This is a genomic window from Trichococcus sp., assembly GCF_049684335.1.
GTDB lineage: Bacteria > Bacillota > Bacilli > Lactobacillales > Aerococcaceae > Trichococcus.
Genome location: NZ_JBAVFV010000036.1, coordinates 1 through 25610 on the forward strand (window position 1 = coordinate 1; position 25610 = coordinate 25610).

Sequence of the window (25610 nt, forward strand, 5' to 3'; positions counted from 1 at the left end):
TAAGTACAAGTAAGATGGAAAATTGCATTCTTCATATCATGCCGGCGTGGCGGAATTGGCAGACGCGCTGGACTCAAAATCCAGTGCCCGCAAGGGCGTGCCGGTTCGACCCCGGCCGCCGGTATCAGACAAAATAAGCTTGCGACGATGATCTCATCGTTGTAGGCTTATTTTTTTGCGTAGCGAATCCGTATTTTGGGTTACAATATAACCAGTGAATTTATATGCGAAAGTGGGTAGGGTGATGGGTATCGTTATCAGGAAATATAGCAACAATGATTTGGTTGCAATGACTCAAATTTGGAATCATATCGTTTTGGAAGGTCAGTATTTCCCGTCATCGAAACGAACGGTCAGGACTTGTCCAGCGACAATCTGGAAATACAGGAGCCACTAGCTGTTCCTCAGTAGTTGATGCAGGGGCATAGATTTAATGCTTCCTAATACATGATCGAAAAAAGAAGTCGGAAAGAAACCACTATGGGTGGGAAATCTTTCAGACTTCTTTTGGCGTCAACCTTGTCCGTTTGATGTATACTGTATGCGAGAAAGGGTGATGACTTTATGAATATCTCTGAGGCTGCAAAAATTATGGGGCTAACAGCTGCAACCCTGCGTTACTATGAACGTGAGGGGCTGATTCCTCCCGTGACCCGAAAAAATGGTGGGGTTCGGGATTACCAAAAAGATGATCTTGGTTGGATCGATTTCATTAAATGCATGCGCAGTGCCGGGATGTCGGTCGAGTCACTGATTGAATATACGACCTTGTTCAGAAATGGGGAGCAGTCCGATGAAGCGCGCAAAAATATTTTGATCAGGGAAAGAGATCAACTGATTGCCAAACAGAAGGAAATCAGTGAAACGATCGAGAGGCTGAATGGGAAAATCAAAAGCTTCGAAGGCGACCTGCGGGATTCCGAGGATAGTCTCCTGCATTAAAGATATGTACAGTTTTCATAGTTGGAAAACAATACCAATAAAACAGTATGAAGCCTGTTATGATTCACAAAAAAATTACCCTCCGGCTTGACTTAACCTTAAGATGAAGTGTTAAAGTGAAACCATCAAAGGGTCAGAGGAGGAAAATAAAATGAAATCATTGAAAGAAAAAGTGGTCATTATCATGGGTGCTTCTAGCGGAATTGGGGAAGCGACCACGCGGCTATTGGCCGAAAAAGGGGCAAAACTTGTGATCGCGGCCCGTCGCGAAGACCGCCTGGCTGAAATCAAAAATTCATTGCCGGATGCAGAACTTGTTTACAGAGCTACGGACGTATCCAACTATGAGGATGTAAAAAAGTGGTTGATTTGGCTGTCGAAACCTATGGCCATGTCGATGTGCTGTTCAACAATGCGGGAGTTATGCCTACCGCGCCACTGGTTGATGGTCGCCGGGACGAGTGGAAAGAAATGTTGGATATCAATATCATGGGTGTGTTGAATGGCATTTCTGCAGTACTGCCCTTGATGGCAGAGCAAAAATCCGGTCACATCATTTCGACCGATTCAGTAGCAGGACATGTCGTCTACCCTGATTCAGCGGTATACTGCGGCACAAAATTTGCTGTGCGCGCCATCATGGAAGGATTGCGTCAAGAACAACGCATGAACAATATTAAATCGACCATCATTTCTCCGGGGGCTGTACAAACAGAATTGTACAAAACAATCAGCGACAGCAAGACGGCCGAGGAAGTGCGCAAAGCACAAATAGAATGGGGCTTGACGTCGGAAGATATCGCTACGGCAGTAGTATTTGCGATCGACACGCCAGATCGGATGTCCATCAGCGATATGATTGTCCGTCCGACAACGCAAGAGGTATAGCAAGGAACCAGCAAGACAGTGAATAAGTCAACCCAAAAATCCCTTCCGACATCAACTGCTCAACGTCGGAAGGGATTTTTTTATGATGTGATGAAATTATCGGGACCGGGCAAGTGCCGTGAAATGTTTTAAGCCAAAGCTGCCAGCATATCCTTTACGATCCACTCTGCTGTCAGATGGAATTCTTCATAAAGTACTTCCAGCGGAACATTGTCCGTGAAAGCTTTCTTCGCGCCAAAGTTCAAAACTTTACAAGATGAGGCGCCATAAAAGGCAGCAATCTGCTCGCCAAAGCCACCTGCCAATGAACCATCTTCAAGCGTCACAATCAGGTCATGGGTTGTTTCCAGTTCCTTCAGTGTATCTGCATCGACCTCGGTGATGGAGCGCGGGTTGATCAGGGTGATGTCCTCACCGGCTTCAGCTTTCATCTGATCTACGACTTGTTCGCCGAGGGAAAGGAAAGAACCAAGCGCCAGGACTCCCACTCTTTTGCCTTTGCGGAGAATCTCATAGGTTGGCGATTGGAAGTCGGCCATTTTATTTTCTCTGGAGACAACCGGCCCGTTCGGCAATCGGATGGCTATCGGTCCTTTCTCCTGTTGCAGAGCCCAATCCAGCATCGCCAGCAGTTCTTCCTTGCTTGTCGGCGCAAGATAGTTGAAATTAGGAATGCTCTTGATCAACGGAATATCGAAAAGCCCCAGATGCGTCACTGCTCCGCCAGATATATTCCCGCCGCCGATGATCAGGACGGCCGGTAATTCGTTGATTGCCAAATCATGCGACAATTGGTCGTAGGCTCTTTGCAGAAAGGTGCTCGAGTGGAAGACGACCGGTTTGACGCCTTGCGAAGCCAGTCCGGCTGCAAACGTAATCGAGTGACCTTCGGCGATGCCGACATCGAAATAGTGTTCCGGATGCGCGGCCTTGAATGCGTTCAGGCCGAACATGCCAGGGATGGCTGCATTGATGGTAGCAAGTTTCATTTCGTCCTCTTTCACCTTTTTGATCAGATGATCCATGATGATGGAATTGTAGGATTCACCACCAGCTGTTCTCAGGCTTTCACCTGTTCCCAAGTCGAATGGGGAGCGCCAATGATAGTTCATTTTATCCTGGGTGGCTTTTTCGTAGCCATGGCCTTTTTCCGTGTGGACATGGAGCACGATCGGATGATCAATGTCCTTGACCTCGCGGAATGTTTCGATCATTCTCGCCAAATCATTTCCTTCCTCAATGTAGTGATAATCAAAACCCAGAGCTTTGAAAGGATTGTTTGAAGCTTCCCCATTTGTCGCACGCAGCTCAGCCAAGGAACGGTAGAGGCCGCCGAAATTCTCATCGATCGACATTTCATTGTCGTTGACGATGATAATCAGGTTGGAATTCAGTTCAGCAGCGTTATTCAGACCTTCAAAGGCCAGCCCGCCGCTCAGGGAACCGTCGCCGATCAAAGCAACGACATTTCCTGTTTCTTTCTTCAGATCCCTAGCTTTAGCCATACCGACAGCGAGACTGATCGATGTGGAAGTATGCCCCACCGTGAAGAAGTCATGTACGCTTTCGAGTTGAGAAGTGTAGCCTGTGACGGAATGGAAGTTTTCCTTGTCGAGGAAGCCATGCTTGCGACCGGTCAGAATTTTGTGTGGATAGGATTGATGGGAAACATCCCAGACGATTTTGTCCTTTGGCGAATCGAAAACATGGTGGAAGGCAATCGTCAATTCGGCAACGCCCAGGTTCGGTCCGACGTGGCCGCTGACCTGGCTGACTTTGTTCAATACCAACGAGCGGATCTCTCCAGCTAATTGCTCCATTTCAACGAGGTTCAGTTTCTTCACGTCTAAAGGGCTGTTCACTTTATCAATAATTGTTGTTTGTAGTGTATGCAAATCCGAATCGCTCCTTTTGTTTGTACCTGCTGTTATCAAGAATGGTCCTGTTCGTAATGTTCGATTTTCTTGTTCAGTTTGTCCAGTGTTTTGCCTAGTTCCTCGTAACGTTCCTGCAGTTTCTTCTGTTCTTCAATCAGGATGTCCTTCCTGGCAACGACGGTATCCTTTCCTTCATCGAACAAAGCTGTGTATTCGATCAAGGATTCGATCGACAAGCCGGCATTGCGCATGCACTTGATGAAATCGATCCATCCAAGATCGGATTCTTCATACAACCGGACGCCGCCGTTGCCCCTTGTTACGGGCGGGATCAAGCCGATCCGTTCGTAATAACGCAGGGTTACCGCTGTCAGCCCTGATTTTTCTGCTGCTTCTGAAATATTCATGCTTTTAACCTCCTGAATGCGATAACTTGTTTAATAGCTAAAGCATACAACTTAAAGTGAAGGTTAAGTCAAGCGAAAATTTCGAATGAACCCAACTTTCCTGTTGACTTTAAGTCAACAGGAAAGTGGATAGCCTGGAGGTGCATGATACACATGATCCTCAACTCCGGTCAGGGAAGGGGATTACTCACCGGAGTACAGCTTAAACTACCAATCGCAAATCCGACGAAGATCTCCTCGTCGTAGCTGGCGATCAAAATATTGGCTGAACGCCGGTGGAGACTCTATTAACCGGAGCAGGTGCAATCGTAGCATCACTAGTGCTGCACGCACACAGAAAACAAAAAGAAAACACGCACATCCTATACCGGTGTGCGTGTTTTGAAATTTATGGGGACTCGCTTATCAAGCGGGCTGTGTTTCAAGAACAGTCTCTTGGTTTTCTTGCTCAAAGTCATCCTGTTGCAATGTTTTCCGTTTGACTGTGTAGAAGAGGATGATTAACAAATTGAAGGCAATCAAGATCGCCAACAGGATGAAAAGATCCGCGGAGATGCTTCCACCGATACCGAACAGTTGGCGGTAGGCATCGATTGAATACGTCATCGGCAGGTAGGGATGGATCGCCTCGAAGAAGCTGTTGGACAACTGTATCGGGTAAGTGCCGCCAGACCCCGATAACTGCAGGATGAGGAAAATCAGCATCAAGAAAGAGCCGACTTTATCAAATAGCAAGTTGAAGAGCATGACAATCGACACCGATACGAGCGCAGTCAAAATGGTGATCAAAAGCAGTTTTCCGATCGAGGACGGGGCCAATCCATTAACGCTCAAGAGGAGGCCGACCATGATGAGTGCTTGGCAAACGCCGACTGCCGCTAGCACAGAGATTTTGCTGGCCCACCAGCTGATGCCGTTTTTCGGGTATTTCCGCGGGGTAAAGCTGTCGTACATCAGGTTCAAGCTGATTGCCCCTACGAAGAGGGCGACGGACATCATGTAGGGTGCCATCCCGGTGCCGTTGTTGACGACTGGTGCCGTTTCGATCTGGTTCGCGATTACCGGTTCAGCCATCATCGCGTAGGTGTCCTCGTTTGTATCGACTTCGTTCAGAGCGGTGCTCCCGTCGAGCAATTTAGAACCCAGTTCATCTGTGCCGCTAAGCAATGTCGTCAACCCGGCATTCAGTTGCTCTGAACCATCCGCCAATTTACGGGAGCCGTCGCTTATTTTAACAGCGCCTGTTGCAAGTTGGCTGGTTCCGTCTGTCAGCAGGCTGCCGTTTTCGACTAGCTGCATGGTTCCGTCGGCCAGTGACTGTGTTCCATTCTGGAGTTCCGTTGCGCCTGAAGCAAGGATTCCGGTCTGTTCATTTAGGGCCCGCAGACCGGTGCTTACTTGTGTGTTGCCTTCCGTAAGGTTCTGTCCGCCTACAGCCAATTGTTCGGAACCAGCTGCAAGTTTGGACATTCCGTCAGCCAGTTTTTGGGAGCCGTTTTGTGCGCTTCCGATGGCGGTCTGCAATGATTGGGCACCGGATAAGAGCATTTGGCTAGATTGCCCGATTTGGCCAAAGCCCGATACAAGCGTCGTCGCTCCAGCGTAGACATTTGCATAGCCGGCCGAAAGACTGCTGACGCTGGACTGGAGTGCGGCTACTTGTTGCCCGATGGCAGTGGCATCGATGCCACTCAATCCGGACAGAGCGCTGAGGCCAGTTGCCATTGTTTGGATCGAACCAGCTTGTTCATTTGCGACGGTCGCTAGCTGTGCAGAGACAGCTTGGCTGACGGCTGCTTCCTGTTCAGAGGTCAATTCGGTACCGCTTTGTGCGATTGCGTCCATGATGGCTACGGTATTGCTGGTGGGATCCGCAGCAGCATTGATAGTATTGAGTTCGGTTTGAAATGACGCAATCGTGGTGGATAAGCCGTCGAATTGGGATAGGGTGATCGCCAAATCTGATGAAAGACTGGATTGCTGCAGTTGACTGTCGAGCGTTTCGATGCCGTTTTTCATTTGGTTGAGTCCGCTCTGCAATGCAGTCAGTTTTGCTTGTTGTTCCGCACTGGTGAGACTCGTGTTAAGTGCCGCTAAGCCTGCGGTCAACGAAGCACTGCCTTCCGACAGTTGGCTCATGCCACTGTTCAAGGTGTCCATACCTGTCGAAACCGTGAGGCTGTTCGTCGCCAAACTGGAAAGCCCGTTGCTCAATGATGCACTGCCTTCAGCTGTTGCAACCGCGCCGTCATTCAGTTTACCGACGCCTGTTTGCAATGTCGGCATGGAAGCTGCCAGTTTGGCTGCACCATCGTTCAATGCAATGGCTCCAGCATCCAGTTGGCCGACTCCGTTCAGATACGTTTGCAGTCCAATCGCCAGTGTTTCGGCACCGTCACGGAAGCTGAGGGTGCTGTCCGCAAGCGTTTCGAGATTTGTGGTTAAGCTTTCGTTGCCTTCCTTAATCTGGACGGTTCCGTCGCTGAGTTGCGCGCTTCCGGCAGCCGCTTCCGTCATCCCATCCGCGACAGTCTGCAGTTGGTCAAAGACGGTTTCCGCGTAGATGGCGGTCACTTCATCAGAGATAGTGTCCTTGATTTCTTTTGCGGCGGAAGCGGTCAGCTTGGAGGCGATGTAGCTTCTGCCTGCGCTGGTCCGGTAAGTCAATTCCATCTGCTGGGGTTTTTCATCCAACAAGGTGGTCGCATTTCCCGAGAAGTCCTCCGGGATGGTGAGCGCCATATAGTAGCTGCCATCCGCCAATCCGGCTTCCGCTGCTGCCTGCGAGACGAAATCGAAGTCCAAAGCATCGGATTCCTTCAAACCGGTGACCAGCGAATCGCCGACCGCCAAATTTTCTTCATTATAGTTGACGGCCTTGTCCTGGTTCACGACGGCGACCGGCAGTTCGGCCAGTTTACCGTAGGGGTCCCACATGGAACTGAGGAAAAGGACTGTGTAAAGGGAAGGAATCAAGCTGATCCCGAACAGGATGATCATCATTTTTTTCGTTTTGAAAATTGACTTCCATTCTTGCTTCAACAAAATAGTGCACTTCCTTCATTTAAATTTCTGTAGACAGGACGATGGATTCCCAATCTACGTTTTCGACCCTGTCCGAGCCTTCGACCAAGAGCGAATCGAGTGTATATTTCTGCAAGCGGGTTTTGAATTGCTGCTCTGCATCGAAGAATACCGCGAGGACTTCCTTTTTTTTGTCCTTGATTTTTTCAGCACGCAGGAACACCTTTTCGGCCAGGTTGGTCGGCCGGACAAAACTGTGCGTTCCTTCTATCGCTTCATAGATATGCAGCATCGTGATTTCTTCCGGAGTTCGGTTCAGTCTGAATCCGCCATCCTTGCCTGCCTCGGAATCGACCAAGCCAGAAACGACAAGGGAGCGCATCACTTTCTTCAGGTAGGAATCGGAAACAGACAGACGCTTGCTCAGGATGGTGCTTTTGATGGGACGTTGCTCGATTTGGGTCGCCAGCATGATCAGAATGCAGATGGCCTGTTCCACGCCGCTTTTCATTTTCATCTTTTTCGCCTTCTTTCATAGATGTATTTTATCCATGGATGTATTTTATCTCTTAATGTCTGATTGTTCAAGTGAAAGTATTCGTTTTGAGTGCAAAAAAAAAAACGAGCAAACCAAAAAGGCGGTTTGCTCGGTCTTTTCTTTATAGATCAGAAAATTTCAATTTTTCGTTTGGAAAGTACACTAGGTTCTTTTTTCGGAAGCACTAAGTTCAAGACGCCATCCGTCAGAGTAGCTGTAACATCTTCTTCGTTGATGCCTTTCAAATAAATTTCCCTGTGGACGGAACCCGAAGAACGTTCTTGGCGGATGATTTGTCCTTTATCGTCTTTTTCGATTTTTTCCGATTTGCGGACGGCTGAAATGGAGAGAATGTCGTTGTCATAATCCACAGTGATATCCTCTTTGCTGTAGCCGGGCAGATCGGCTGTAACTTGATAGTTGTCCTCGGTTTCATGTACGTCTAATTTTATTTCCTGAAAAAAACGATTTTGGAACATCGATCCGGTGTCCGACAGCAGGTCGAAGAAACTGTTGCTTTTGCGTAATTCATTTGACATTTGAAAAATCTCCTTTCTTTTTTTTGAAGCTTTTGTTCACCCTCAGTATATACCTACTGCCACCAGAATTCCATCAAAATGAAGCCGGTTCCAAAAGGTGCGATAACGAAAGAAAAAGCTGATTCCAAACGGGTTGTATGGTAAACTGTTGGAGGAGTTTTTAGTCAGGCAATGCCTCGCACCGGGTAGCCGGAAGGGGCAGAGAAAGGAACGTTAATTATGAAAAAAATTGAGGCGGGCAGTCTCTATCTGAAACAGCATCGGAATCTCTTCCAGTGCCCTATCTGCAAAGGAAGCTTTGAAACGGTGGATGGGCATAGTGTCGTCTGTGCGAATGGCCACCGTTTCGATGTCTCAAAAAAAGGCACGCTGCATCTTTTGATGAAAGGCGGCCAGAACGAATACGGCAAAGAGATGCTGTCTAGCCGGAAAAATTTGGCGGATACGGGCTTTTTCTATCCGTTATTGGATGCCGTTTATGCGCATATCGATAATCCTGAGGAGGCGACGGTTCTGGATGTCGGCTGTGGAGAAGGTTCCCATCTGCATTATTTGACCGAAAAGGGTTTAAAGGGAACAAAAATAGGCTTTGATATATCGAAGGATGCGATCCAGTTGGCGGCCGGGAACTTTTTTGAGGATGCTTTCTGGTGCGTAGCCGATCTGGCGCATTCACCTTTTGCGGAGAGTGCTTTTGATGTCATCTTGAACATCTTTTCGCCATCGCAATATCAGGAATTCGACCGTGTTCTGAAGCCGAGCGGAAAGGTCGTCAAAGTTGTGCCGAATACACGTTATTTGATCGAGTTGCGGGAGCAGTTGTATGCCTTGGATACCACAAAGAGAGAGTACGACAATCAACAAGTAGTGGACCGATTCTACGATATCTATCCGGATGCGGTCAGAGAAGAAGTCATCTATACCGTGGCTCTTGATGAAAAAAGCTATGGCTGGCTGATGGAGATGACGCCATTATCCTGGGGTGCTTCCGAAGAATCACTAGCAAATGCGGTGGCAAATCCTTTGAAGTCCGTCACTGTGGCAGTCACGCTTTTGGTTGCCAGCAAAACGGTCTGATTTTTGCGTAACCGGAACACATCCCAAGTTTCCGAAAAATATTGACACAGTGGTGTGATATGCTATAATACGTATATCATTTTGTAGCCATTATTATCGTTTTGTTCCACAAAATGACCTTGACCAACGTATCGCATTCGCCGTGCCTGACACCGAAACGATACGTTTTTTTGTGCGTATTTTCGCAATCTTTTTCGGAGCTCGACGAAGCCACCGAACGGTACAACAAAATACTGATTGTCAGGAGCAAGAAAAATGGATTTTGCCGCATTGAAGGCTGAAATAATAAAAGAAAGCAAAAAGCTAGGTATCGATAAATTGGGTTTCACGACTGCCGAACCTTTTGAATATATGTTGGAAAGTTTGAAAGAGCAGCACGCGAAAGGCCATACGGTCGGGTTTGAGCACCCGGTTCTGGATGAACGGATTTATCCGGATCGGATATTCGATAAGCCGCAATCTATCCTTTCTCTCGCACTGGCTTACCCGAGCAAAATGACTGAAAAAGCGGAACGGATGCGCGGCGAACGTCGCGGTAATTTTTCGCGCGCTTCCTGGGGGACCGATTACCATGTCATCCTCCGAGACAGGATGGACCGCTTGATTGCTTTCATCCAGGAAAAAATTCCGGATGCCCGTTTCAAGCCGATGGTGGATACCGGAGAGCTGATCGATACCGTGGTGGCGCAACGGGCAGGCTTGGGTTTCATCGGGCGCAACGGGCTGTTGATCACGCGCGAGTTCGGGTCCTATGTCTACTTGGGGGAAATCATCACGGATATACCTTTTCCCGCGGATGAGCCGGGTGTTTTCGGCTGTGGGGAGTGCATGCGTTGTAAGGATTTCTGTCCGACCGGAGCAATCCTAGGCAACGGCCAATTGAACCCGAATATTTGCCTTTCCTATCAGACACAAACAAAAGGGTATATGCCGGAAGAGTACCGAAAAAAGATCGGACACGTCATTTACGGATGTGATATTTGCCAGCAAGTCTGTCCTTATAACCGAGGGATGGATCATCATTTACATCCCGAGATGGAGCCACAACCGGAAAGCGTCACCCCAGTGCTGCAACCGATGCTGACGATCTCGAACCGCGAATTCAAGGAGCAATTCGGACATCTGGCTGGTTCGTGGCGCGGCAAGAAACCTCTGCAACGCAACGCGGTCATTGCTTTGGCGAATTATCGCGACCGGACGGCTATTCCGGAGCTGCTGCGGATGATTGAGCAGGATCCCCGGCCGGTATTGCGCGGGACGGCTGCTTGGGCCGTCGCGGAAATTGTGCGCGAAGCCAATCCGGAATTGTTGGCATTTTTCTCCGAACGGCTTATAATCGAAAAGGACGAAGAAACCAAAGCCGAAATGGAGAAAGCTTATCTGAAAATACTTGAAATTAAGGAAGCAGATTAACATAACAGAATGAAGGAGTCTCACTTATGACCAACCATATCGTACTATTTGAACCGCAGATCCCTGCGAATACTGGCAATATCGCGCGCACGTGCGCTGCAACCAATACAACTCTTCATCTGATCGAACCGTTGGGCTTTTCGACCGATGATAAGCAACTGAAACGTGCTGGGCTCGATTATTGGCATGACGTAAATATCATCCATCATACGGATCTGGCCGCTTTCCTCGACTATTTGGGCGATCGTCAGCTGTATCTGATCACAAAGTTCGCCGACCGCATCTACAGCGAAGCTGATTTTACGAAGGATGAGGATGTCTTCTTCATCTTCGGCAAGGAGACGACTGGGCTGCCAGAGTCTTTCATGCAGGAAAACGCTGAAAAATGCCTGCGCATTCCGATGAATGATGAGCATGTGCGTTCCCTGAATCTTTCGAACACTGCCTGCATGATCGTCTACGAGGCGCTCCGTCAGCAAGGCTTCCCCAATCTGGAACTGACCCACACCTATGAGAATGACAAGTTGAAGGGTTGAACGAACCCGTTCCGCTTTTAAACCGTTCGGCCGAAGCAAAAAAGCTTCGGCCGTTCTTTTTTTATTTCCGTCGAATAGGTATAATGGATGTAACGGAAAATCGAAAAGGGGATGGAATGATGGGAAAATCTGCATTATTGGCCTTACAGAATGGATCAGATGTTCGCGGGATTGCGATAGCGACAGAAAAACATGAAGCGACACTGACGACGGACAAAGTGACGCGCATCGGATATGGTTTCGTGGACTGGCTGCAAAAGGGGAAAAACATCAACCTAAACGGTGAAAAGAAAGTCAAAATTGCGATCGGACAGGACAGCCGTTTATCCGGAGGGGACATCAAAGCGGCGCTTATGGCAGGCATGGCGCCTTATGCCATCGAAATCATTGATGTCGGCCTCTGCACTACGCCGGCGATGTTCATGTCAACGCAGTACGAAGATTACGCGACGGATGCAGCAATCATGATCACGGCCAGCCATCTTCCTTTTGAATACAACGGGCTGAAATTCTTCACCAAAACGGGTGGAGCGGAACACGAAGATATCGAAGAAATTCTGGAATACGCCTACGAAATGCCTGAAGCATTCGCGGAGAAAGAACAAGCCGCAGTTGTGACCGAGATGGATCTGCTTTCGACTTATGCAGCCGATCTCCAGGAAAAGATCCGCAAAGGCATCGATTCAGCAGAAAACCCTGAGAAACCTTTGACCGGACGCCACATCATCGTGGATGCCGGCAACGGAGCGGGCGGATTCTTTGTGGAACGGGTGCTACAGCCTTTGGGAGCCAACACGTCCGGCAGCCAATTCTTGGAGCCGGACGGCACTTTCCCGAACCACGTCCCGAATCCGGACAACAAGGCAGCAATGAAGAGCATTCAAGATGCGGCCATCGCAAACAAGGCTGATCTTGGAATCATCTTCGACACGGATGTGGACCGTTCTGCGATCGTCGACAGCGACGGAAAAGCGTTCAACCGCAACAATCTGATTGCATTGATTTCGGCGGTGCTGTTGACTGAAGAGCCAGGCGCAACCATCGTCACGAATTCGGCGACTTCCGCCCACTTGGAGACGTTCATCACGGGACTTGGTGGGGTCCAGGACCGTTATCTTACCGGTTACCGGAATGTCATCAACCGCGGCATCGAATTGAATGAGGCAGGCACTAATGCGGTCTTGGCTATCGAAACGAGCGGACATGCGGCACTGAAGGAAAACTATTTCCTGGATGATGGTGCCTACTTGATCGCAAAACTGTTGATTGCCGATGCGCAGCTGTCAGCTGAAGGAAAGCGTTTGGGGGATCTGATCGCGACGCTTGGTCAGCCGGCGGAAACGATGGAATACCGCTTTACGATTATCGAAGAACCAATTTTTGAAGTGGGCAATGCCATCATCAAAGATTTTGCAGCCTTTATCGCTGCGACCGAGGACATGGACTTGGTCGCGGATCATCTAGAGGGTGTGCGTGTAAACCTGAGCGGACAGTACGGGGAAGGCTGGTTCATCTTGCGTTTGAGCCTGCATGAGCCGTTGTTGGTATGGACAATCGAAAGTGATGCAGTCGGCAAACTGCCGTTGATCGCGAAGACAGTGCTACCTTTCTTCAAAGGGCGTCCCGAGTTGGATACAGGGAATCTCCATTAAGAAATCTCATCAAAAAAAACTTTGCGGCAGGCGTTCAAAAGCCTGGTCACAAAGTTTTTTTTGCTTATTCGGTTACTTCGGGTTCTTCTTTTTCTTCTGAATCGGCAGATTCGATATGATTTTTCGGCTTTCTTGTCGTGAAGATGTCGATGACGAGGATCGAGTTTTTCTCTTTTTGGATCGCCTTGAAGCGGTAGCCGTGATATGCGATTTCTTCGCCTTCCTTGACGTCATATTTCTGGTCCAGCAGCCAGCCGCCCATAGTATCCACGTTTTCGTTGTCGATATCCAAACCGAACAGGTCGTTGACATCATCGATCAACATGCGGGCACTGATGCGGTAATGGTTTTCGCCAAGCATAATGAATTCGGGTTGATCTTTCGTCTCGAAATCATCACTGATGTCGCCGACGATTTCTTCCACGATGTCTTCCATCGAAACAAGGCCGCTTGTGCCGCCGTATTCATCAATCAAAATGGCGACTTGGTTGTGTTCCTTCTGCATTTTGACCAAAAGTTCCTTGATCGGAATCGTTTCGATGACCGTGATGACCGGACGAACAAAATCAGTGACGGTGAATTTGCTTTCGTCCTTGTTTTGGACAGCTTCGACAAATGCAGCGAAGACTTCTTTCGTGTTGATGACGCCTACAATCGAATCTTTATCCTCGCGCATGACGGGATAGCGGGTATATTTTTCCAGCTGGACGACATTTGCGATATCGCTGAGCGACATGTTGAAGTCCACCGCTACTATTTCCGTACGCGGAACCATAATTTCGCGCGCCATCCGCTCATCGAAGTTGAAGACATTTTCCACGAATTGGTATTCTTCGCGGTTGATTTCGCCGCTCTTCAAGCTTTGGCTCATGATCAGGCGAAGTTCTTCTTCGGACACATTATCATCCGATTCGCCGATCGTTTTCATCCCGATCGCTTTTGAAATGCCGTTGGCGGTTTTGTTCAGCACAAAAATGAGCGGATACATCACACGGTACCAAATACTCAATGGTTTAGCGATGCGCAAGCCTAATTTTTCCGTGCGGCTCAAGGCGACGTTTTTCGGGACAAGTTCACCGATGATGACTTGTATGGAAGTCAAAACAGTGAAGGAAACAACGAAGGACAGGATGGTCGCAATGGCATCAGGAATCGGCAGGTTTCCGAAAAGCGTATCGAACAGGCGTTTAAAGGTAGGATCCCCTAACCAACCAAGAGCAAGGGATGTTATCGTAACCCCCAGTTGCGTCGCTGAAAGATAGCTGTCCAGTTTCACGGTCATATTTTTTAATAATTTTGCTTTCGGATTCCCTTCTTCCACAAGGAAATCCAGCCGGGAAGGACGTATCCTAACGAGCACATATTCGGACATGACGAAAAAAGAAGCGATGAAGAGGATGATGAAAAATAATAGTAATCCGGTTGTAATTGACATAATTGATTGCCTGCTTCCGTTGAGGACAGCAGACTTCACCTCCTGTGAAATAATGATCCTGAATAGGAAATTTCTTCACGAGATCTCTGGTTTCACGCTGAAACAAATGAAAGCGACCAAAAGAATCCCTGAAAATACGCGTTTTCGAAAATTCTTTTGGTCTACAGATGATTGCCATCTGATGCGTTCTGTCCCACTGGTGCCACCTACCTTAATAATTATTTAAGCAAAATTCGGTTATTTCAAAACGATACTTATGCTAAAATTATAAATCAAAATAGAGAAATTGCAATACGGGGGCACTTCTGCGACTTAAGTCGGTTTCTTATTTGAGTGATTCCTGTTACTATGATACGGAATCCTGTTATCGAAAAGTGTGTTTATGTGACAAAATCAAGTTGTTTCTCCACTGCCACACGCACCGCAAAGGCATTCCGAAGAGTAAGCCGGGGGGGATGTAGAAAATGAAGAAGGATGAAAAAATGCAAAATAAATCATTTAAGGAAATGTTTAAAGCCGGGTGGGTCCGTTTCAACGAGAAACGCAAAAACCTTTGGCGCAAATATCGGATCAACAAATTTATCTTATTGTTCTTGTTGATCGGGACATTGATTAGCAGCACCTATCTTGTTTTCTTGGCAAAGACAGCCAATGTCGAAAACCTGAAGGCTGGATTGGAACAGACAACGGTCATCTACGATCGCTACGGCAATGAAGCCGGAGAACTCTATTCGCAAAAAGGGACGTTCGTGACGATTGACCAGATTTCGACGAACATTCAGACTGCGGTCGTGTCGACTGAAGACAAGCGTTTCTATACGCATACTGGAGTTGATCCGATCGGAATCGGACGTGCTGCTGTTGGCTTCGTGCTGAATGGCGGGAATATCGTCGGCGGGGGTTCTACGCTTACCCAACAGTTGGCCAAAAATGCCTACCTGACTTTGGATCAGACGCTGATCCGCAAAGCCAAAGAACTGTTTTTAGCATTAGAAATCGAAAGTAAATACACGAAGGGCGAAATCCTTGAGATGTACCTGAACAACGCCTACTTCGGTTCCGGGGTGTGGGGTGTCGAAGATGCTTCGCAGAAATACTTCGGGATATCAGCGAGTGAAGTCAGCTTGTCGCAAGCGGCCGTTCTGGCCGGGATTTTGAAGTCGCCGAGCTATTACAATCCGATCGATAATTATGAAGCGAGCACTGACCGAAGGAACACCGTCCTGCAGCTGTTGGCGGACAATGCTTTTGTCGATCAAGCTACGGCTGATGCCGCAATCGCTGAAGATATCATTGTGGTCGATAACTATTATGCCGACAGCGGCTACAACTATCCCTACTATTTCGATGCGGTCATCGACGAGGCCATCAATACCTACGGCTTGGATGAAGAGGACCTGCTGAACAGGGGTTACAAAATCTACACCGGCTTGGATCAGGATTATCAGAATCAGATGGATACCGCCTATGCGAATGCCTATCTGGCGACTGCTGAAGAAGAAATGCCTTTACAGAGTGCTTCTGTGGCCTTGGAGCCGGCAACCGGGGATGTGCTTGCAGTCGTCGGTTCAACGGTTTATAAGGGTTTTCGGAGCTATAACCGTGCAACGCAGATGCCTATGGCGCCGGGATCGACGATCAAACCATTATCCGTCTATACGCCGGCTCTTGAGGCTGGCTATGAAGTGGATGCGGAAGTGCTGGATGATGATTCCTTGACTTACGGCGATGACGATTATTCTGTGTGGAACTATGATCGCAACAGCTTGTATGACACTTTACCGATGTACCAGGCGCTTGCCGAGAGCAAGAACACGTCCGCAGTATGGCTCTTGGACAAACTGGGCATCCAAAAAGGAATCGCCAAGTTGGAGGACTTCGGTATCTCCATCGGCGAAGCGGATCAGAATCTGGGCGCGATTGCGCTCGGAGGGATGAGCACCGGGGTAACACCGGTGCAGTTGGCCAGTGCCTATACGACTTTCGTGAACGAAGGAGTGCGAACGGAAGCGCGCTTCATCACGAAAATTGTGGATGCGACCGGAGCGGTGATCGTGGACAATACCAATCCGGAAACGAACCGGGTCACGACCGCCGCAGTCGCGGAGGAAATGACGAGCATGCTGATGGGCGTCTACGCTGAGGGTGGTACCGGTGCATCGGCACAACCATCGAACGGCATGTTGATCGCTGGCAAAACCGGAACGACGGAGCTTGATCGGGAAACAGGTTACATCAAGTCACAATGGATGGTGGGATATACACCGGATCTTGTCGTAGCCACTTGGTTGGGGTATGACGAAACCAATGAAGCCCACAATCTGAACAATGCCGGAAAGACGATGGCGAATTTGTACAGTGCCGAAATGGGTGCCTTGCTGTCAATCAGCCCGCAGACCGAATTTGCGGTCGCTGCGGCTGAGGACACTTATGACACAGGCATCATGGGCGGTCTGAAAAAAAGCATGGAGGAATTGATCAACGGGATGGATTCTTTCGGTCAAAGCATCGGTGAAGGTTCGCAAAAATTGTTCGATTGGGCTAATGATGCTTTCGGACAATAAAAATTGATTGATGAGAAGACAGGCTGTGATAGCTTGTCTTTTTTTTATGCTTGATTCCTACCCGGGATTCATCACGCTCTGCGTAAACGCGTTCTGAATCCCAGAAATCTGTGCCTAAGCTGACTAACACACACGGACAAAGAGCGTCCGCTTTGTGTTAGTCCTCTTAGTGCTCGATTTCTACCCGGGATTCATCACGCTCTAATAAGAACATATTTTCGTGTTTTTTGATGGCTTTATTGTTCGGATAATGTTATAGTTTATGTAATATGCGAATGGAAGGAATGGGATAATGAGTAATATTTATGATACGGCTTATGAGTTGGAAAAAAATCTGCGTGAGGCTTCTGTTTTTACTGAGTTGTCTTCAGCTTATGCTGCAATGAGAGAAGATAAAGTGGCTTTTGAGTTGTTTGAAGAGTTCCGTAATGTGCAAATCGGGCTGCAACAAAAACAAATGACAGGCGGAGCGATCACTGATGATGATGTGGCTTCTGCTCAAGCCATCGCTGAAAGAGCATCCGGCAACGAAGTTATCCAATCTTTGATGGCTAAAGAACAACAGTTGAGCCAGTTGATGGAAGAAGTCAACGCCATCATCACAAAACCGTTGCAAGAATTATACGCGCCTGCACAAGATTAATACTTAATTTTTTACGATAAGCTGTGACCATTTCCGAAAGAATGGCCGGATGATAGATAAGGACAGGTTTCAACGCATTGCCTATCAATGTGCCGTCCAATGTTCTTCATCCGATATTTGGCGGAAATGGCGCAGTTTTTTTGATTTTTTATGAACGATTCCAAGGCGATTTAATTTGTCAGATTTAGCATAGAATGCGGAAAGAAGGACAGCTTGTGATTACATTTATCCATACAGCGGATCTCCATCTGGATAGCCCTTTTAAGGGGATAAAACAGCTGGAACCGCAACTTTTTGATGCCATTTACCAGTCCACTTTTGATTCCTTTCGGGAATTGGTGACGCAAGCCATCGCGGCAGAAGTGGATTTTTTTCTGATCAGCGGGGATATCTACGATGAGGAGAATCAGAGCGTAAAGGCGCAAGCTTTTCTGAGGGATGAACTAGGGCGACTGGGTCGTTCCGGCATCCCGGTTTATTTGTCGCATGGGAACCACGATTTTCTCGGAAGGGAAGCACTCAAACTGCAGCTTCCCGAAAACGTCACGGTCTTCGAAAAAGAGGTCACGATCGAAATGCTGACTACTAAAGCAGGGGAGCGGGTGGCCATCACCGGCTTCAGTTACCCTTCCAGATGGGTCGAGGAACGGATGATCGTCGAATACCCGAACCGGAATCACAGCGTGGATTACCAAATCGGGATGCTGCATGGTTTTTTAGAAGGCTTGAACTCTTCCGAAGGCGTCTATGCGCCGTTTTCTTTGGGCGAATTGAACGCGAAAAACTATGATTATTGGGCTCTGGGGCATATCCACAAAAGGCAGCAGCTGCAGACGGCTCCGCCTGTCGTCTATTGCGGCAATACGCAAGGACGCAATCCGAACGAGACCGAAGCGAAAGGCGCTTATTTGGTGACGCTCCAAAAAGGGATGGCGCCGAAGCTGTCTTTTCTCCCGACGGCTCCGATCGTTTGGGAAAAAGAAACAGTGTCGTTGCTTGGATGCAAAACCCTGAATGATGTATTTGTGAGCATCGAGGAACGAATGGATCATCATCGCTCCCAGAGTGGATCGAGCGTTTTGTTGTCGATGCTATTCACGGACATCCAAGAGCTTCATCCAGATGTCATCAAAAAGATCGAGGACGAAGAGATGCTGGAGGGTGTCAAACAACGCTTGGACCGGCCGTTCATCTATCTTTATCAGTTGAAAATTGCGGTTGATACGGAAAAGGAACTGTTTTCTTTTGATCAGGTCATGAAGGAAAGTTTTTTGAAAAGTTGGACGGAAATCAGCGGAGATGACGTATTCTATCAACAGCTGGATAACTTTTTCCAACATCCGCTCATGAGGACTACGTTCCCTGATTTAAAAAAAGACCGAAGTTTCAAAGAGGAAGTGCTGGCTGCAGCAAAGACCAGACTCGTGCAGGCGGTCGCGTTTGAGGAGGAAGACAGTGAAGATACGGAAGATTGAAATATACGGCTACGGAAAATGGGTGAACCAGACCTTTGAAGATGTGCAGGATCTGCAGGTCTTCCACGGCAAAAATGAAGCCGGCAAGAGTACTTTGTCATCCTTCATCAACAGCATCCTCTTCGGGTTTCCCAGTGCCCGCAAGAAAGATCAGAATCTGTATGTTCCGAAACAGGCGCAAGCATATGGCGGCCGCTTGTTTTTGGAGGACACGCGGTTCGGGGATGTCATCGTTGAACGGGTGAAAGACCGCAACAAAGGGCAAGCCCTCGTTACGCTGCCGGATGGTGTTCAGCAGACGACAAAAAATATCGGGCGTTTCCTGTTGGGGATGGACAGGGAAACTTTCGAGTCGTTATACACATTCAAAATAGACAGCCTGCTTTCCTTGAAAAAAACCCAAAAAGATGAGCTCAATCATTATCTGTTGAGCATCGGCACCAGCGGGAGCGAGCGTTTGTTACAATTAGCTAAAGAATACCGTGACGAAGCCGCGAAACGCTTCAAACCGACAGGCAGCGTTCCGCCATTGAACAAGAAGATACAGGCTGCTGAAAAACTTCAAAGGAAGCTTCAGCAAGCAAAAGCGAAAAATGCATCTTATGAAACGTCGCTGCTGCAGTTGTCGGACAGCCAAACACAGCAGACCGAGCTATTATCCCGTCAACAGGAACTGGAGCAGGAACAAACCGCAATCGCAGAAAGCTTGCGGTTGGCGGACAGTTATCAGGAGTGGAAACGGCTGAACAAAGAAATTACGGCAGTCGACTACAGTGAAGTGCCGGAAGATGCCCGTTATCAGTGGCAGAATCAGCAGGAAAAAATGGCCGATTTGATCCAGGCGCAAACGCAACTCCAGGAAAGGTTAGCGCAGCTGCAGAAACAGTTGGGTGAATACGTCCAGGTGGAATGGTACAAAGGGCATCAATCGGAGTTTGCGGCTTTGCAGCACAGTGTAGCCAAAACGCAAGCGGATCTGAATAAGATCACTTATCTGGAAAATGAGATCAGCAACAATAAAGCTGATTTGGCCAAACAAAAAATGGCCTTGGGGTTGAATCTGGCCCTGCCCGCTCCGGAGCCGCTCAAAGAAGAAGAACGAGGGCAGTTGCAGCAGCTTGCGCAGGACATCCGACAGATCGAAGAACAGTTGCTGCGGTTGGATCACAACATCGGATTCCATGAGGAACAGCTGGAAACCCTCCAGCAAGAAGAGATTCGCCTCCAACACGAGAAGCTTACTGATGAAGCGTATGCCGCACTGCAAAGCGATGTGCAACAGCCGAATCAAAGAATTGCTGCACCCTCCCCAACGAAAAGAAATCCGCTCGGCATGATTTTACTGGCGGTTGCAGTTGTGTTTGTGGTCTTGTCCTTTGTTCTGGCGGAATTCAGGATGATTGCTTGGGTATTGACCGCTTTGCTTGCTGTCGGTGGCGTTTTCCTGATGGGAAGGAAGCCTCAGACGACAATCAAGGATGCTGCCTTCCAAGAAGGCTCCTCCGAAAATGCGATGGAGCAATTTCTGAAGCAGGCCGCTGTCAGGGAAAGAATCTCGGCTGTAACAAGAGAGCTCGAAGAGTTGCAGGATAAGTTTTTGGAACTTTTGAACAGCCGGGAAGAACTGGAAGAGCGCGGAAATATGCTCCAAACCGAATGGACGACCTTCCTGCAGCAGAAAGGATATCCGGCGCGCATGACGGCAACGGAACTCCTGCAATTGGACCCCGGTGCCGTGTTGGCGGAGAAGGCTGCCCTGATCATCCATCAGGAAGCCGAAATGAGCAATCTTAATTTCGCCGTGAATAAATGGAATGAGCAGACTGCGTTCATCCGCAGCCGTTTCCATTTTGAACATCTGACAGTCACTGAAATGATCGCACGCTTCTCCGAGATACAGAATGCCGTCATTTTGGAAGAAAATATGGCTTCGAATGTTCAGGATAAAATCAATGAATTGCAGCAAGAGTTGAAGCAGATCCAACACGACCTTGCCGAGTCCCATCAACAGAGGCAGCGGCTATTGGATCAGGCAAACGCAAAGACTGAAGCTGAATTTTACCAGTTGTTGGCTCTGAAGGAGAAGCAGGAGCAGAACCTCAAACGCAAAGAATTTTTGGATGAGCAGGTCAACGGTCGCGAGCAACTCTTGGATCGTTATGGCGATGCCAAGAAAAGCACGTCCCTTTACGAAAAGAATGAACTGGAAATGCAGCGGTTGAAGGCTGAATTGTCGAAACTGCAGAGAACGGAAGTGGAACTGAAGCATCAGTTGGAACAATTGGAAGAAGGTGGGACCTACAGTGCCTTGCTGCAGGAGTTTGCTTTGGCCGAAACCGAGCTGAGGGAACTTGCTATCGAGTGGGCCAGCTTGGTTACAGCCGGAGAATGGATCGAAGGGGCATTAAGGTACGGGAAAGAGGATCGCTTGCCGCTGATGCTTGATGATACGATAGCCTTCTTCAGTCGTTTGACGGAAGGGGCATACACCGGTATCGCGTTCCAAAAGAACGGCATGAAGGTGCAGCGTAAGGACGGAACAACCTTTTTACCGAATGAATTGTCGCAGGGAACAGTGGAACAGTTGTACATTGCATTACGACTTGCGTTTGTGAAGAACACTGCTGATATCGTCAGTATGCCGATCCTGATCGATGATGGTTTTGTGAACTTCGATGATGACAGGAAAAATATCATGTTCACATTGCTTGAAGAGCTGAGTGAAGATGTGCAGGTACTCTTTTTCACGTTTGATGACACTTGCGTTCAACGATTTTCACAGAAACAAGTATACATGTTAAAATAGGAGTGAAAGGGGCTGGTAGGCGTGACCAAAAAAATATATGAACACGAAATAGATGATAATTTTGAAATTTATGTGCTGATCAAAAGTGCGGATATCCGTCTGGCAAAAAATGGCAAGAAATTCATCGCCTTTACTTTTCAAGACCGCAGCGGTCAAATCGATGGGAAGTATTGGGACGCAAAAGAGGAGGATATCCAGCAATTCCAAGCTGGCCAAGTCGTTGCGGTAACCGGCAAAAGGGAAATGTATCAGAACAATCCCCAACTGCGCATCACAAAACTAAGGCTCGCCCGCGAAGGTGAACCAAGCCGACCGGAACTCTATATGGAGCGTGCACCCTTGAAATCCGAAGAAATGGTGGAGGAAGTCAGCCAAATCTTGTTTGAAATCACGAGTGCACCAATCAACCGGATTGTCCGCCATATACTCAAAAAATATCAACGGGAATTTTTCGAGTATCCTGCTGCAAAACGTCATCACCACGCTATCGTAGGTGGACTGGGTTTCCATACGGTATCGATCTTGCGGATGGCGAAAACGGTCATCCAATATTACCCTTCAGTCAATAAATCTTTGCTGTACGGGGGAGTAATTCTCCATGATATCGGGAAAACGATTGAGTTGAGCGGCAGCATGTCGACCGAGTACACCCTGAAAGGGAATCTGATCGGCCACATCGTGCTGATTGACGAAGAAATCACCAAAGCTTGTCTATCTCTGAATATCGATGAGGACAGCGAAGAAGTGATTTTGTTGAAACATATTGTGTTGGCGCATCACGGTAAGCAAGAATTCGGTTCACCGGTGACGCCGCATCTTTTGGAAGCCGAAATTATCCATCACCTTGATAATTTGGACGCTTCCATCAATATGATCGACACTGCTTTATTGCGCACGACACCGGGAACGTTCAGCGAGCGTATTTTCGGTTTGGAGAACCGTAGCTTCTATAAGCCGGTTTTTACCCAACCAACTGAAGAAGGGTAATAAAAAAACACGCAGGCTACCAGCAAAGGCTGGTAGCCTGCGTGTTTTACAATGTAGGGATTAGTTTGCTGATTCAGCAGTTGCAGATTCGGATGTAGCTGATTCCGCTTCTGAACTAGCTGCTTCTGAAGTTGTTGCTTCAGATGAGCTTGTTTCTTTAGCAGGCAAGAATTGATCGATTGCTGCTGCCAAGTCTTCGTCCTTGATTTCAACATTTGCTGCTTGTACGATTGTGGACATGACGGAAGTCAAGTAATCGTTGTCGGCAAGTTTTTCGTCCATCATCACTTTTTCGATGTTTTCACGTTCTTCTTCCAACGTTCCTTTTTCTGGCTTCTCGATCATCTTGATGATGTGGTAGCCGTATTCGGTAGCGACTGGTGTTTGTGTCACTTCGCCGACTTCAAGGGCATAAGCTGCATCTTCAAACTCTTGGACCATGTCGCCCGCTCCGAACAGCCCTGTTTCTCCGCCATTTTCAGCTGTTGCTGTGTCTGTGGAGTTGGCTTTAGCCAATTCCGCGAAATCAGCGCCTGCGTTGATTTGGTTGATCAGATCTACAGCAGTGGCTTCATCTGCAACCAAGATATGCTGTACGTTGATTTGTGGTTGGTAAGCTTCATAATAGGCCTCCACTTCTTCATCAGTGAAAGTCGTTTCAGCTCTTACTGCTGCTTCGATAAGTTTGTTCAAATACAATACATCTTGGTATTCTTCTTTATTTGCGAAGCCTGATTGTGACAAGATGTAGTTGAATGTTTCTTCTCCGCCGTATTGTTCGATGGTCGTCAACAGTTCAGCTTCTGTTTCAGCTTCTAATTTATTGTCTCCGATTTTATCGTTCAATACATCGATCAAAATCAGACGTTGCAAGACGGTTTCGCCGATTGATGCTTTCATTGCGTCGTATAATTCATCTTTTGTGATATCACCTGCTGGAGTCGTTGCGACAGTTTCGCCGGTCGAGCAGCCTGCTAATGTGATGGCCGTCAGGAAAGCAACGGACGTCAATGCTAATTTCTTTTTCATGAATGTGGCACTTCCAATCTATTTCTATTTATCTATCTCATGAATAACCATCTATAAATATATCATAAACGCCTTGATTATGGAAAATATTCCTTAAAAACGCTAGCAAACTTCTCAGAAACTTCATATCTGCCGGCCAATCCGGAATCTAACGAAAAAAGCAACATAGAACAAAAGCGGGCACGCTGTCAGTGAGTCACGGCGAATTGCTCAAAATGCTAATATTTGGTATCATAAGCTGATAAAAAGAAAGGAATGGGGGATCATTGTGAAGTGTGAAATGAGTTCTGCGTTTTGCCAATGGCTGGAGATCAACAATTTTCATCTGAAAGTCGAGAGTACGTTGGAAAAAAGTTTGCAGACGAATCATAACCTTTCTCTGAAAGAGTTCTATGTCCTTTATTTCTTATCACAGGAACCGGATCAAAAACTGAAGCTCCAGGATCTGGAGGAAAAGGTCGGCTTGAGCCAAAGCGCAGTATCGAGATTGGTCAGCAAGTTCGAGGCGAAGGGCTGCGGAGCTTTGGCGCGGAATGTCTGCGAGCAAGATCGGCGGATCATCTATACGTCCTTAACGAAAACTGGTGGGGCAAAACTGGATGCAGCGGCTGCGACAGTGGAACAGGTGCTCAGGGAATCTTTCGCAGAAATGCCGATACAGAAATTTATTAAGCAGGCTGACAACAAGAATGGGTAGCGGGTTCTTGAGTGTACTCAAAAGGTTCTATGCGCAGAAAAATACGACGTTCCAAATGACCGTTTATCCGGTGTGCATTTGGAACGTCGTATTTTTTCTGTCCGTTATGAAGTTGGCACATCTGTATGTACAGGCATTTGTGATTCCATGCTTGCAGCGACTTTTCCCATATCTTCAGTCAACACGGCAAGCTTATCGTTGATTCGGTTGATTCTGGGTTGTGCTTGCTGAGTGAATTTTTCAACAGATTTTGTCACGTCCTCAGTGACTGTTGTGACGGAAGCCAAACCTTCATTGGTCAATGATTGGATGGCGTTGCGCAACCCTTGGAGGCTTTCGTTGAGGTCCTCGACCGCAAGCGTATTGTCTTCAAGGTAAGCTTTCGCTTTCGCGCGATTATCTTTTCCGCTGCGGGGTGTATTCAGTAATCCCAACAGGCCCCCGACTACAGTACCGAATAATATTCCTTCCATAAATGAACGCATATTTATTCCTCCAGACTCTCTTTGATGGATGCAACTACTTTTGCCAATTCTTCCTGCGAATACTTTCCTTCGTGCGTCTTCCATTTCAAACCGAATCCATCCGAGTCCGAATCTTCGTAACGCGGCAAGAAGTGGATATGCGAATGGAAAACAGACTGGTAGGCTATGGAACGGTTATTGTTCAGGATGTTCAGTCCCAAAATGTCATCGCTGGAACGTTCGATTGCGCGTGCGATTTTAGGGATGCGCGAAAATACTTCTTTCGCCAATTCTTCATCATATTCAAAAATATCAGCGACATGTTTCTTGGGTACCAACAGCGTATGTCCTTTTGTCACTTGTGATAAATCCAGGAACGCAATGACGACATCATCTTCATAGACAATGCTGCTCGGGATTTCGTGGTTCGCGATTTTGCAAAAAATACAATCTGTCATATTCCTTACCTCTTTCTGTCCGTAATCTACTTTATTTCTATGTCCTAACTTTATCATATTTGCGTTTTATTTGATATCCTGGGGTCAAAATGACGCTTCGGGCAGCAAGATATTTGGGATGAGGCAAGGCTGTGCTATAATATAAGGCACAAACGCATG

20 protein-coding genes, 1 tRNA gene and 1 pseudogene are annotated in these 25610 nt (G+C 47.7%); 13 read left to right on the forward strand and 9 right to left on the reverse strand.

Translation table 11 applies throughout. The features are described from left to right. Nucleotides 1–40 precede the first annotated feature (40 nt). The 3 genes and pseudogenes from WBM30_RS06505 to WBM30_RS06515 all read left to right on the forward strand — a co-directional run bounded on the left by WBM30_RS06505 (nucleotide 41) and on the right by WBM30_RS06515 (nucleotide 1830). Nucleotides 41–124: transfer RNA gene (locus tag WBM30_RS06505), tRNA-Leu, on the forward strand. 440 nt (nucleotides 125–564) lie between these two features. Continuing rightward, nucleotides 565–942 carry a MerR family transcriptional regulator gene (locus WBM30_RS06510; RefSeq protein WP_424899937.1) on the forward strand — a complete coding sequence of 126 codons (378 nt, stop codon included), beginning with the start codon at nucleotides 565–567 and terminating at the stop codon, nucleotides 940–942. Between the two features lie 151 nt (nucleotides 943–1093). Then, nucleotides 1094–1830: pseudogene (locus WBM30_RS06515) on the forward strand (SDR family oxidoreductase). Between the two features lie 128 nt (nucleotides 1831–1958). Here the strand turns inward: WBM30_RS06515 and WBM30_RS06520 are convergent. The 5 genes from WBM30_RS06520 to WBM30_RS06540 all read right to left on the reverse strand — a co-directional run bounded on the left by WBM30_RS06520 (nucleotide 1959) and on the right by WBM30_RS06540 (nucleotide 8215). Continuing rightward, nucleotides 1959–3725, reverse strand: a complete 1767-nt coding sequence (locus WBM30_RS06520) for a 1-deoxy-D-xylulose-5-phosphate synthase (protein ID WP_424899938.1) — start codon at nucleotides 3723–3725, stop codon at nucleotides 1959–1961. A gap of 35 nt (nucleotides 3726–3760) precedes the next feature. Next, complete coding sequence (locus WBM30_RS06525) at nucleotides 3761–4114, reverse strand: MerR family transcriptional regulator (RefSeq protein WP_424899939.1); 354 nt, start codon at nucleotides 4112–4114, stop codon at nucleotides 3761–3763. Between the two features lie 405 nt (nucleotides 4115–4519). Continuing rightward, nucleotides 4520–7159, reverse strand: coding sequence for a YhgE/Pip family protein (locus WBM30_RS06530; RefSeq protein WP_424899940.1), 2640 nt, complete (start codon nucleotides 7157–7159; stop codon nucleotides 4520–4522). Between the two features lie 19 nt (nucleotides 7160–7178). Beyond that, nucleotides 7179–7655, reverse strand: a complete 477-nt coding sequence (locus WBM30_RS06535) for an RrF2 family transcriptional regulator (protein ID WP_424899941.1) — start codon at nucleotides 7653–7655, stop codon at nucleotides 7179–7181. Nucleotides 7656–7804: 149 nt separating this feature from the next. Continuing rightward, a complete protein-coding gene (locus tag WBM30_RS06540) occupies nucleotides 7805–8215 on the reverse strand; it encodes an Hsp20/alpha crystallin family protein (protein WP_424899942.1) in 411 nt (136 codons plus the stop codon). A 219-nt stretch (nucleotides 8216–8434) separates the two neighbouring features. Here WBM30_RS06540 and WBM30_RS06545 point away from each other — a divergent pair, with 219 nt between their 5' ends. The 4 genes from WBM30_RS06545 to WBM30_RS06560 all read left to right on the forward strand — a co-directional run bounded on the left by WBM30_RS06545 (nucleotide 8435) and on the right by WBM30_RS06560 (nucleotide 12893). Next, nucleotides 8435–9292, forward strand: a complete 858-nt coding sequence (locus WBM30_RS06545) for a methyltransferase domain-containing protein (protein ID WP_424899943.1) — start codon at nucleotides 8435–8437, stop codon at nucleotides 9290–9292. Nucleotides 9293–9547: 255 nt separating this feature from the next. After that, nucleotides 9548–10705 (forward strand): tRNA epoxyqueuosine(34) reductase QueG, encoded by a 1158-nt coding sequence (gene queG, locus WBM30_RS06550; protein WP_424899944.1) that lies wholly within the window; start codon nucleotides 9548–9550, stop codon nucleotides 10703–10705. Nucleotides 10706–10731: 26 nt separating this feature from the next. After that, nucleotides 10732–11241: a tRNA (uridine(34)/cytosine(34)/5-carboxymethylaminomethyluridine(34)-2'-O)-methyltransferase TrmL gene (gene trmL, locus WBM30_RS06555; RefSeq protein WP_424899945.1), complete on the forward strand. Its 510-nt coding sequence runs from the start codon at nucleotides 10732–10734 to the stop codon at nucleotides 11239–11241. A gap of 119 nt (nucleotides 11242–11360) precedes the next feature. Further along, complete coding sequence (locus WBM30_RS06560) at nucleotides 11361–12893, forward strand: phosphomannomutase/phosphoglucomutase (protein ID WP_424899946.1); 1533 nt, start codon at nucleotides 11361–11363, stop codon at nucleotides 12891–12893. Between the two features lie 64 nt (nucleotides 12894–12957). On the opposite strand, the gene WBM30_RS06565 is transcribed toward WBM30_RS06560, so the two are convergent. Beyond that, nucleotides 12958–14328 carry a hemolysin family protein gene (locus WBM30_RS06565; RefSeq protein ID WP_424899947.1) on the reverse strand — a complete coding sequence of 457 codons (1371 nt, stop codon included), beginning with the start codon at nucleotides 14326–14328 and terminating at the stop codon, nucleotides 12958–12960. Between the two features lie 482 nt (nucleotides 14329–14810). Here WBM30_RS06565 and WBM30_RS06570 point away from each other — a divergent pair, with 482 nt between their 5' ends. The 5 genes from WBM30_RS06570 (at nucleotide 14811) to WBM30_RS06590 (ending at nucleotide 22803) form a co-directional block, all read left to right on the forward strand. Further along, the gene (locus WBM30_RS06570; RefSeq protein WP_424899948.1) at nucleotides 14811–16892 is read left to right on the forward strand and encodes a PBP1A family penicillin-binding protein; all 2082 of its coding nucleotides are present in this window, start codon (nucleotides 14811–14813) and stop codon (nucleotides 16890–16892) included. A 292-nt stretch (nucleotides 16893–17184) separates the two neighbouring features. After that, nucleotides 17185–17535 carry a YlbF family regulator gene (locus WBM30_RS06575; protein WP_086985500.1) on the forward strand — a complete coding sequence of 117 codons (351 nt, stop codon included), beginning with the start codon at nucleotides 17185–17187 and terminating at the stop codon, nucleotides 17533–17535. 215 nt (nucleotides 17536–17750) lie between these two features. Further along, nucleotides 17751–19010 (forward strand): metallophosphoesterase family protein, encoded by a 1260-nt coding sequence (locus WBM30_RS06580; RefSeq protein WP_424899949.1) that lies wholly within the window; start codon nucleotides 17751–17753, stop codon nucleotides 19008–19010. Beyond that, entirely contained in the window at nucleotides 18991–21816 is a 2826-nt protein-coding gene (locus tag WBM30_RS06585; RefSeq protein ID WP_424899950.1) for an AAA family ATPase, read from the forward strand. The genes WBM30_RS06580 and WBM30_RS06585 overlap by 20 nt, the downstream gene beginning before the upstream one ends. A gap of 21 nt (nucleotides 21817–21837) precedes the next feature. Then, a complete protein-coding gene (locus WBM30_RS06590; protein WP_424899951.1) occupies nucleotides 21838–22803 on the forward strand; it encodes a 3'-5' exoribonuclease YhaM family protein in 966 nt (321 codons plus the stop codon). Nucleotides 22804–22863: 60 nt separating this feature from the next. Here WBM30_RS06590 and WBM30_RS06595 read toward each other — a convergent pair whose 3' ends face one another. Next, on the reverse strand, nucleotides 22864–23832 hold the full coding sequence (locus WBM30_RS06595) for a peptidylprolyl isomerase (RefSeq protein ID WP_424899952.1): 969 nt from the start codon (nucleotides 23830–23832) through the stop codon (nucleotides 22864–22866). Nucleotides 23833–24100: 268 nt separating this feature from the next. Between WBM30_RS06595 and WBM30_RS06600 the strand changes: the two genes are divergently transcribed. Further along, on the forward strand, nucleotides 24101–24529 hold the full coding sequence (locus tag WBM30_RS06600) for a MarR family winged helix-turn-helix transcriptional regulator (RefSeq protein WP_424899953.1): 429 nt from the start codon (nucleotides 24101–24103) through the stop codon (nucleotides 24527–24529). A gap of 104 nt (nucleotides 24530–24633) precedes the next feature. On the opposite strand, the gene WBM30_RS06605 is transcribed toward WBM30_RS06600, so the two are convergent. Together WBM30_RS06605 and WBM30_RS06610 are read right to left on the reverse strand one after the other, a co-directional pair. Further along, entirely contained in the window at nucleotides 24634–25014 is a 381-nt protein-coding gene (locus WBM30_RS06605) for a YtxH domain-containing protein (RefSeq protein WP_424899954.1), read from the reverse strand. A gap of 2 nt (nucleotides 25015–25016) precedes the next feature. Then, entirely contained in the window at nucleotides 25017–25451 is a 435-nt protein-coding gene (locus WBM30_RS06610; RefSeq protein ID WP_086985493.1) for an HIT family protein, read from the reverse strand. Between the last annotated feature and the right edge of the window lie 159 nt (nucleotides 25452–25610).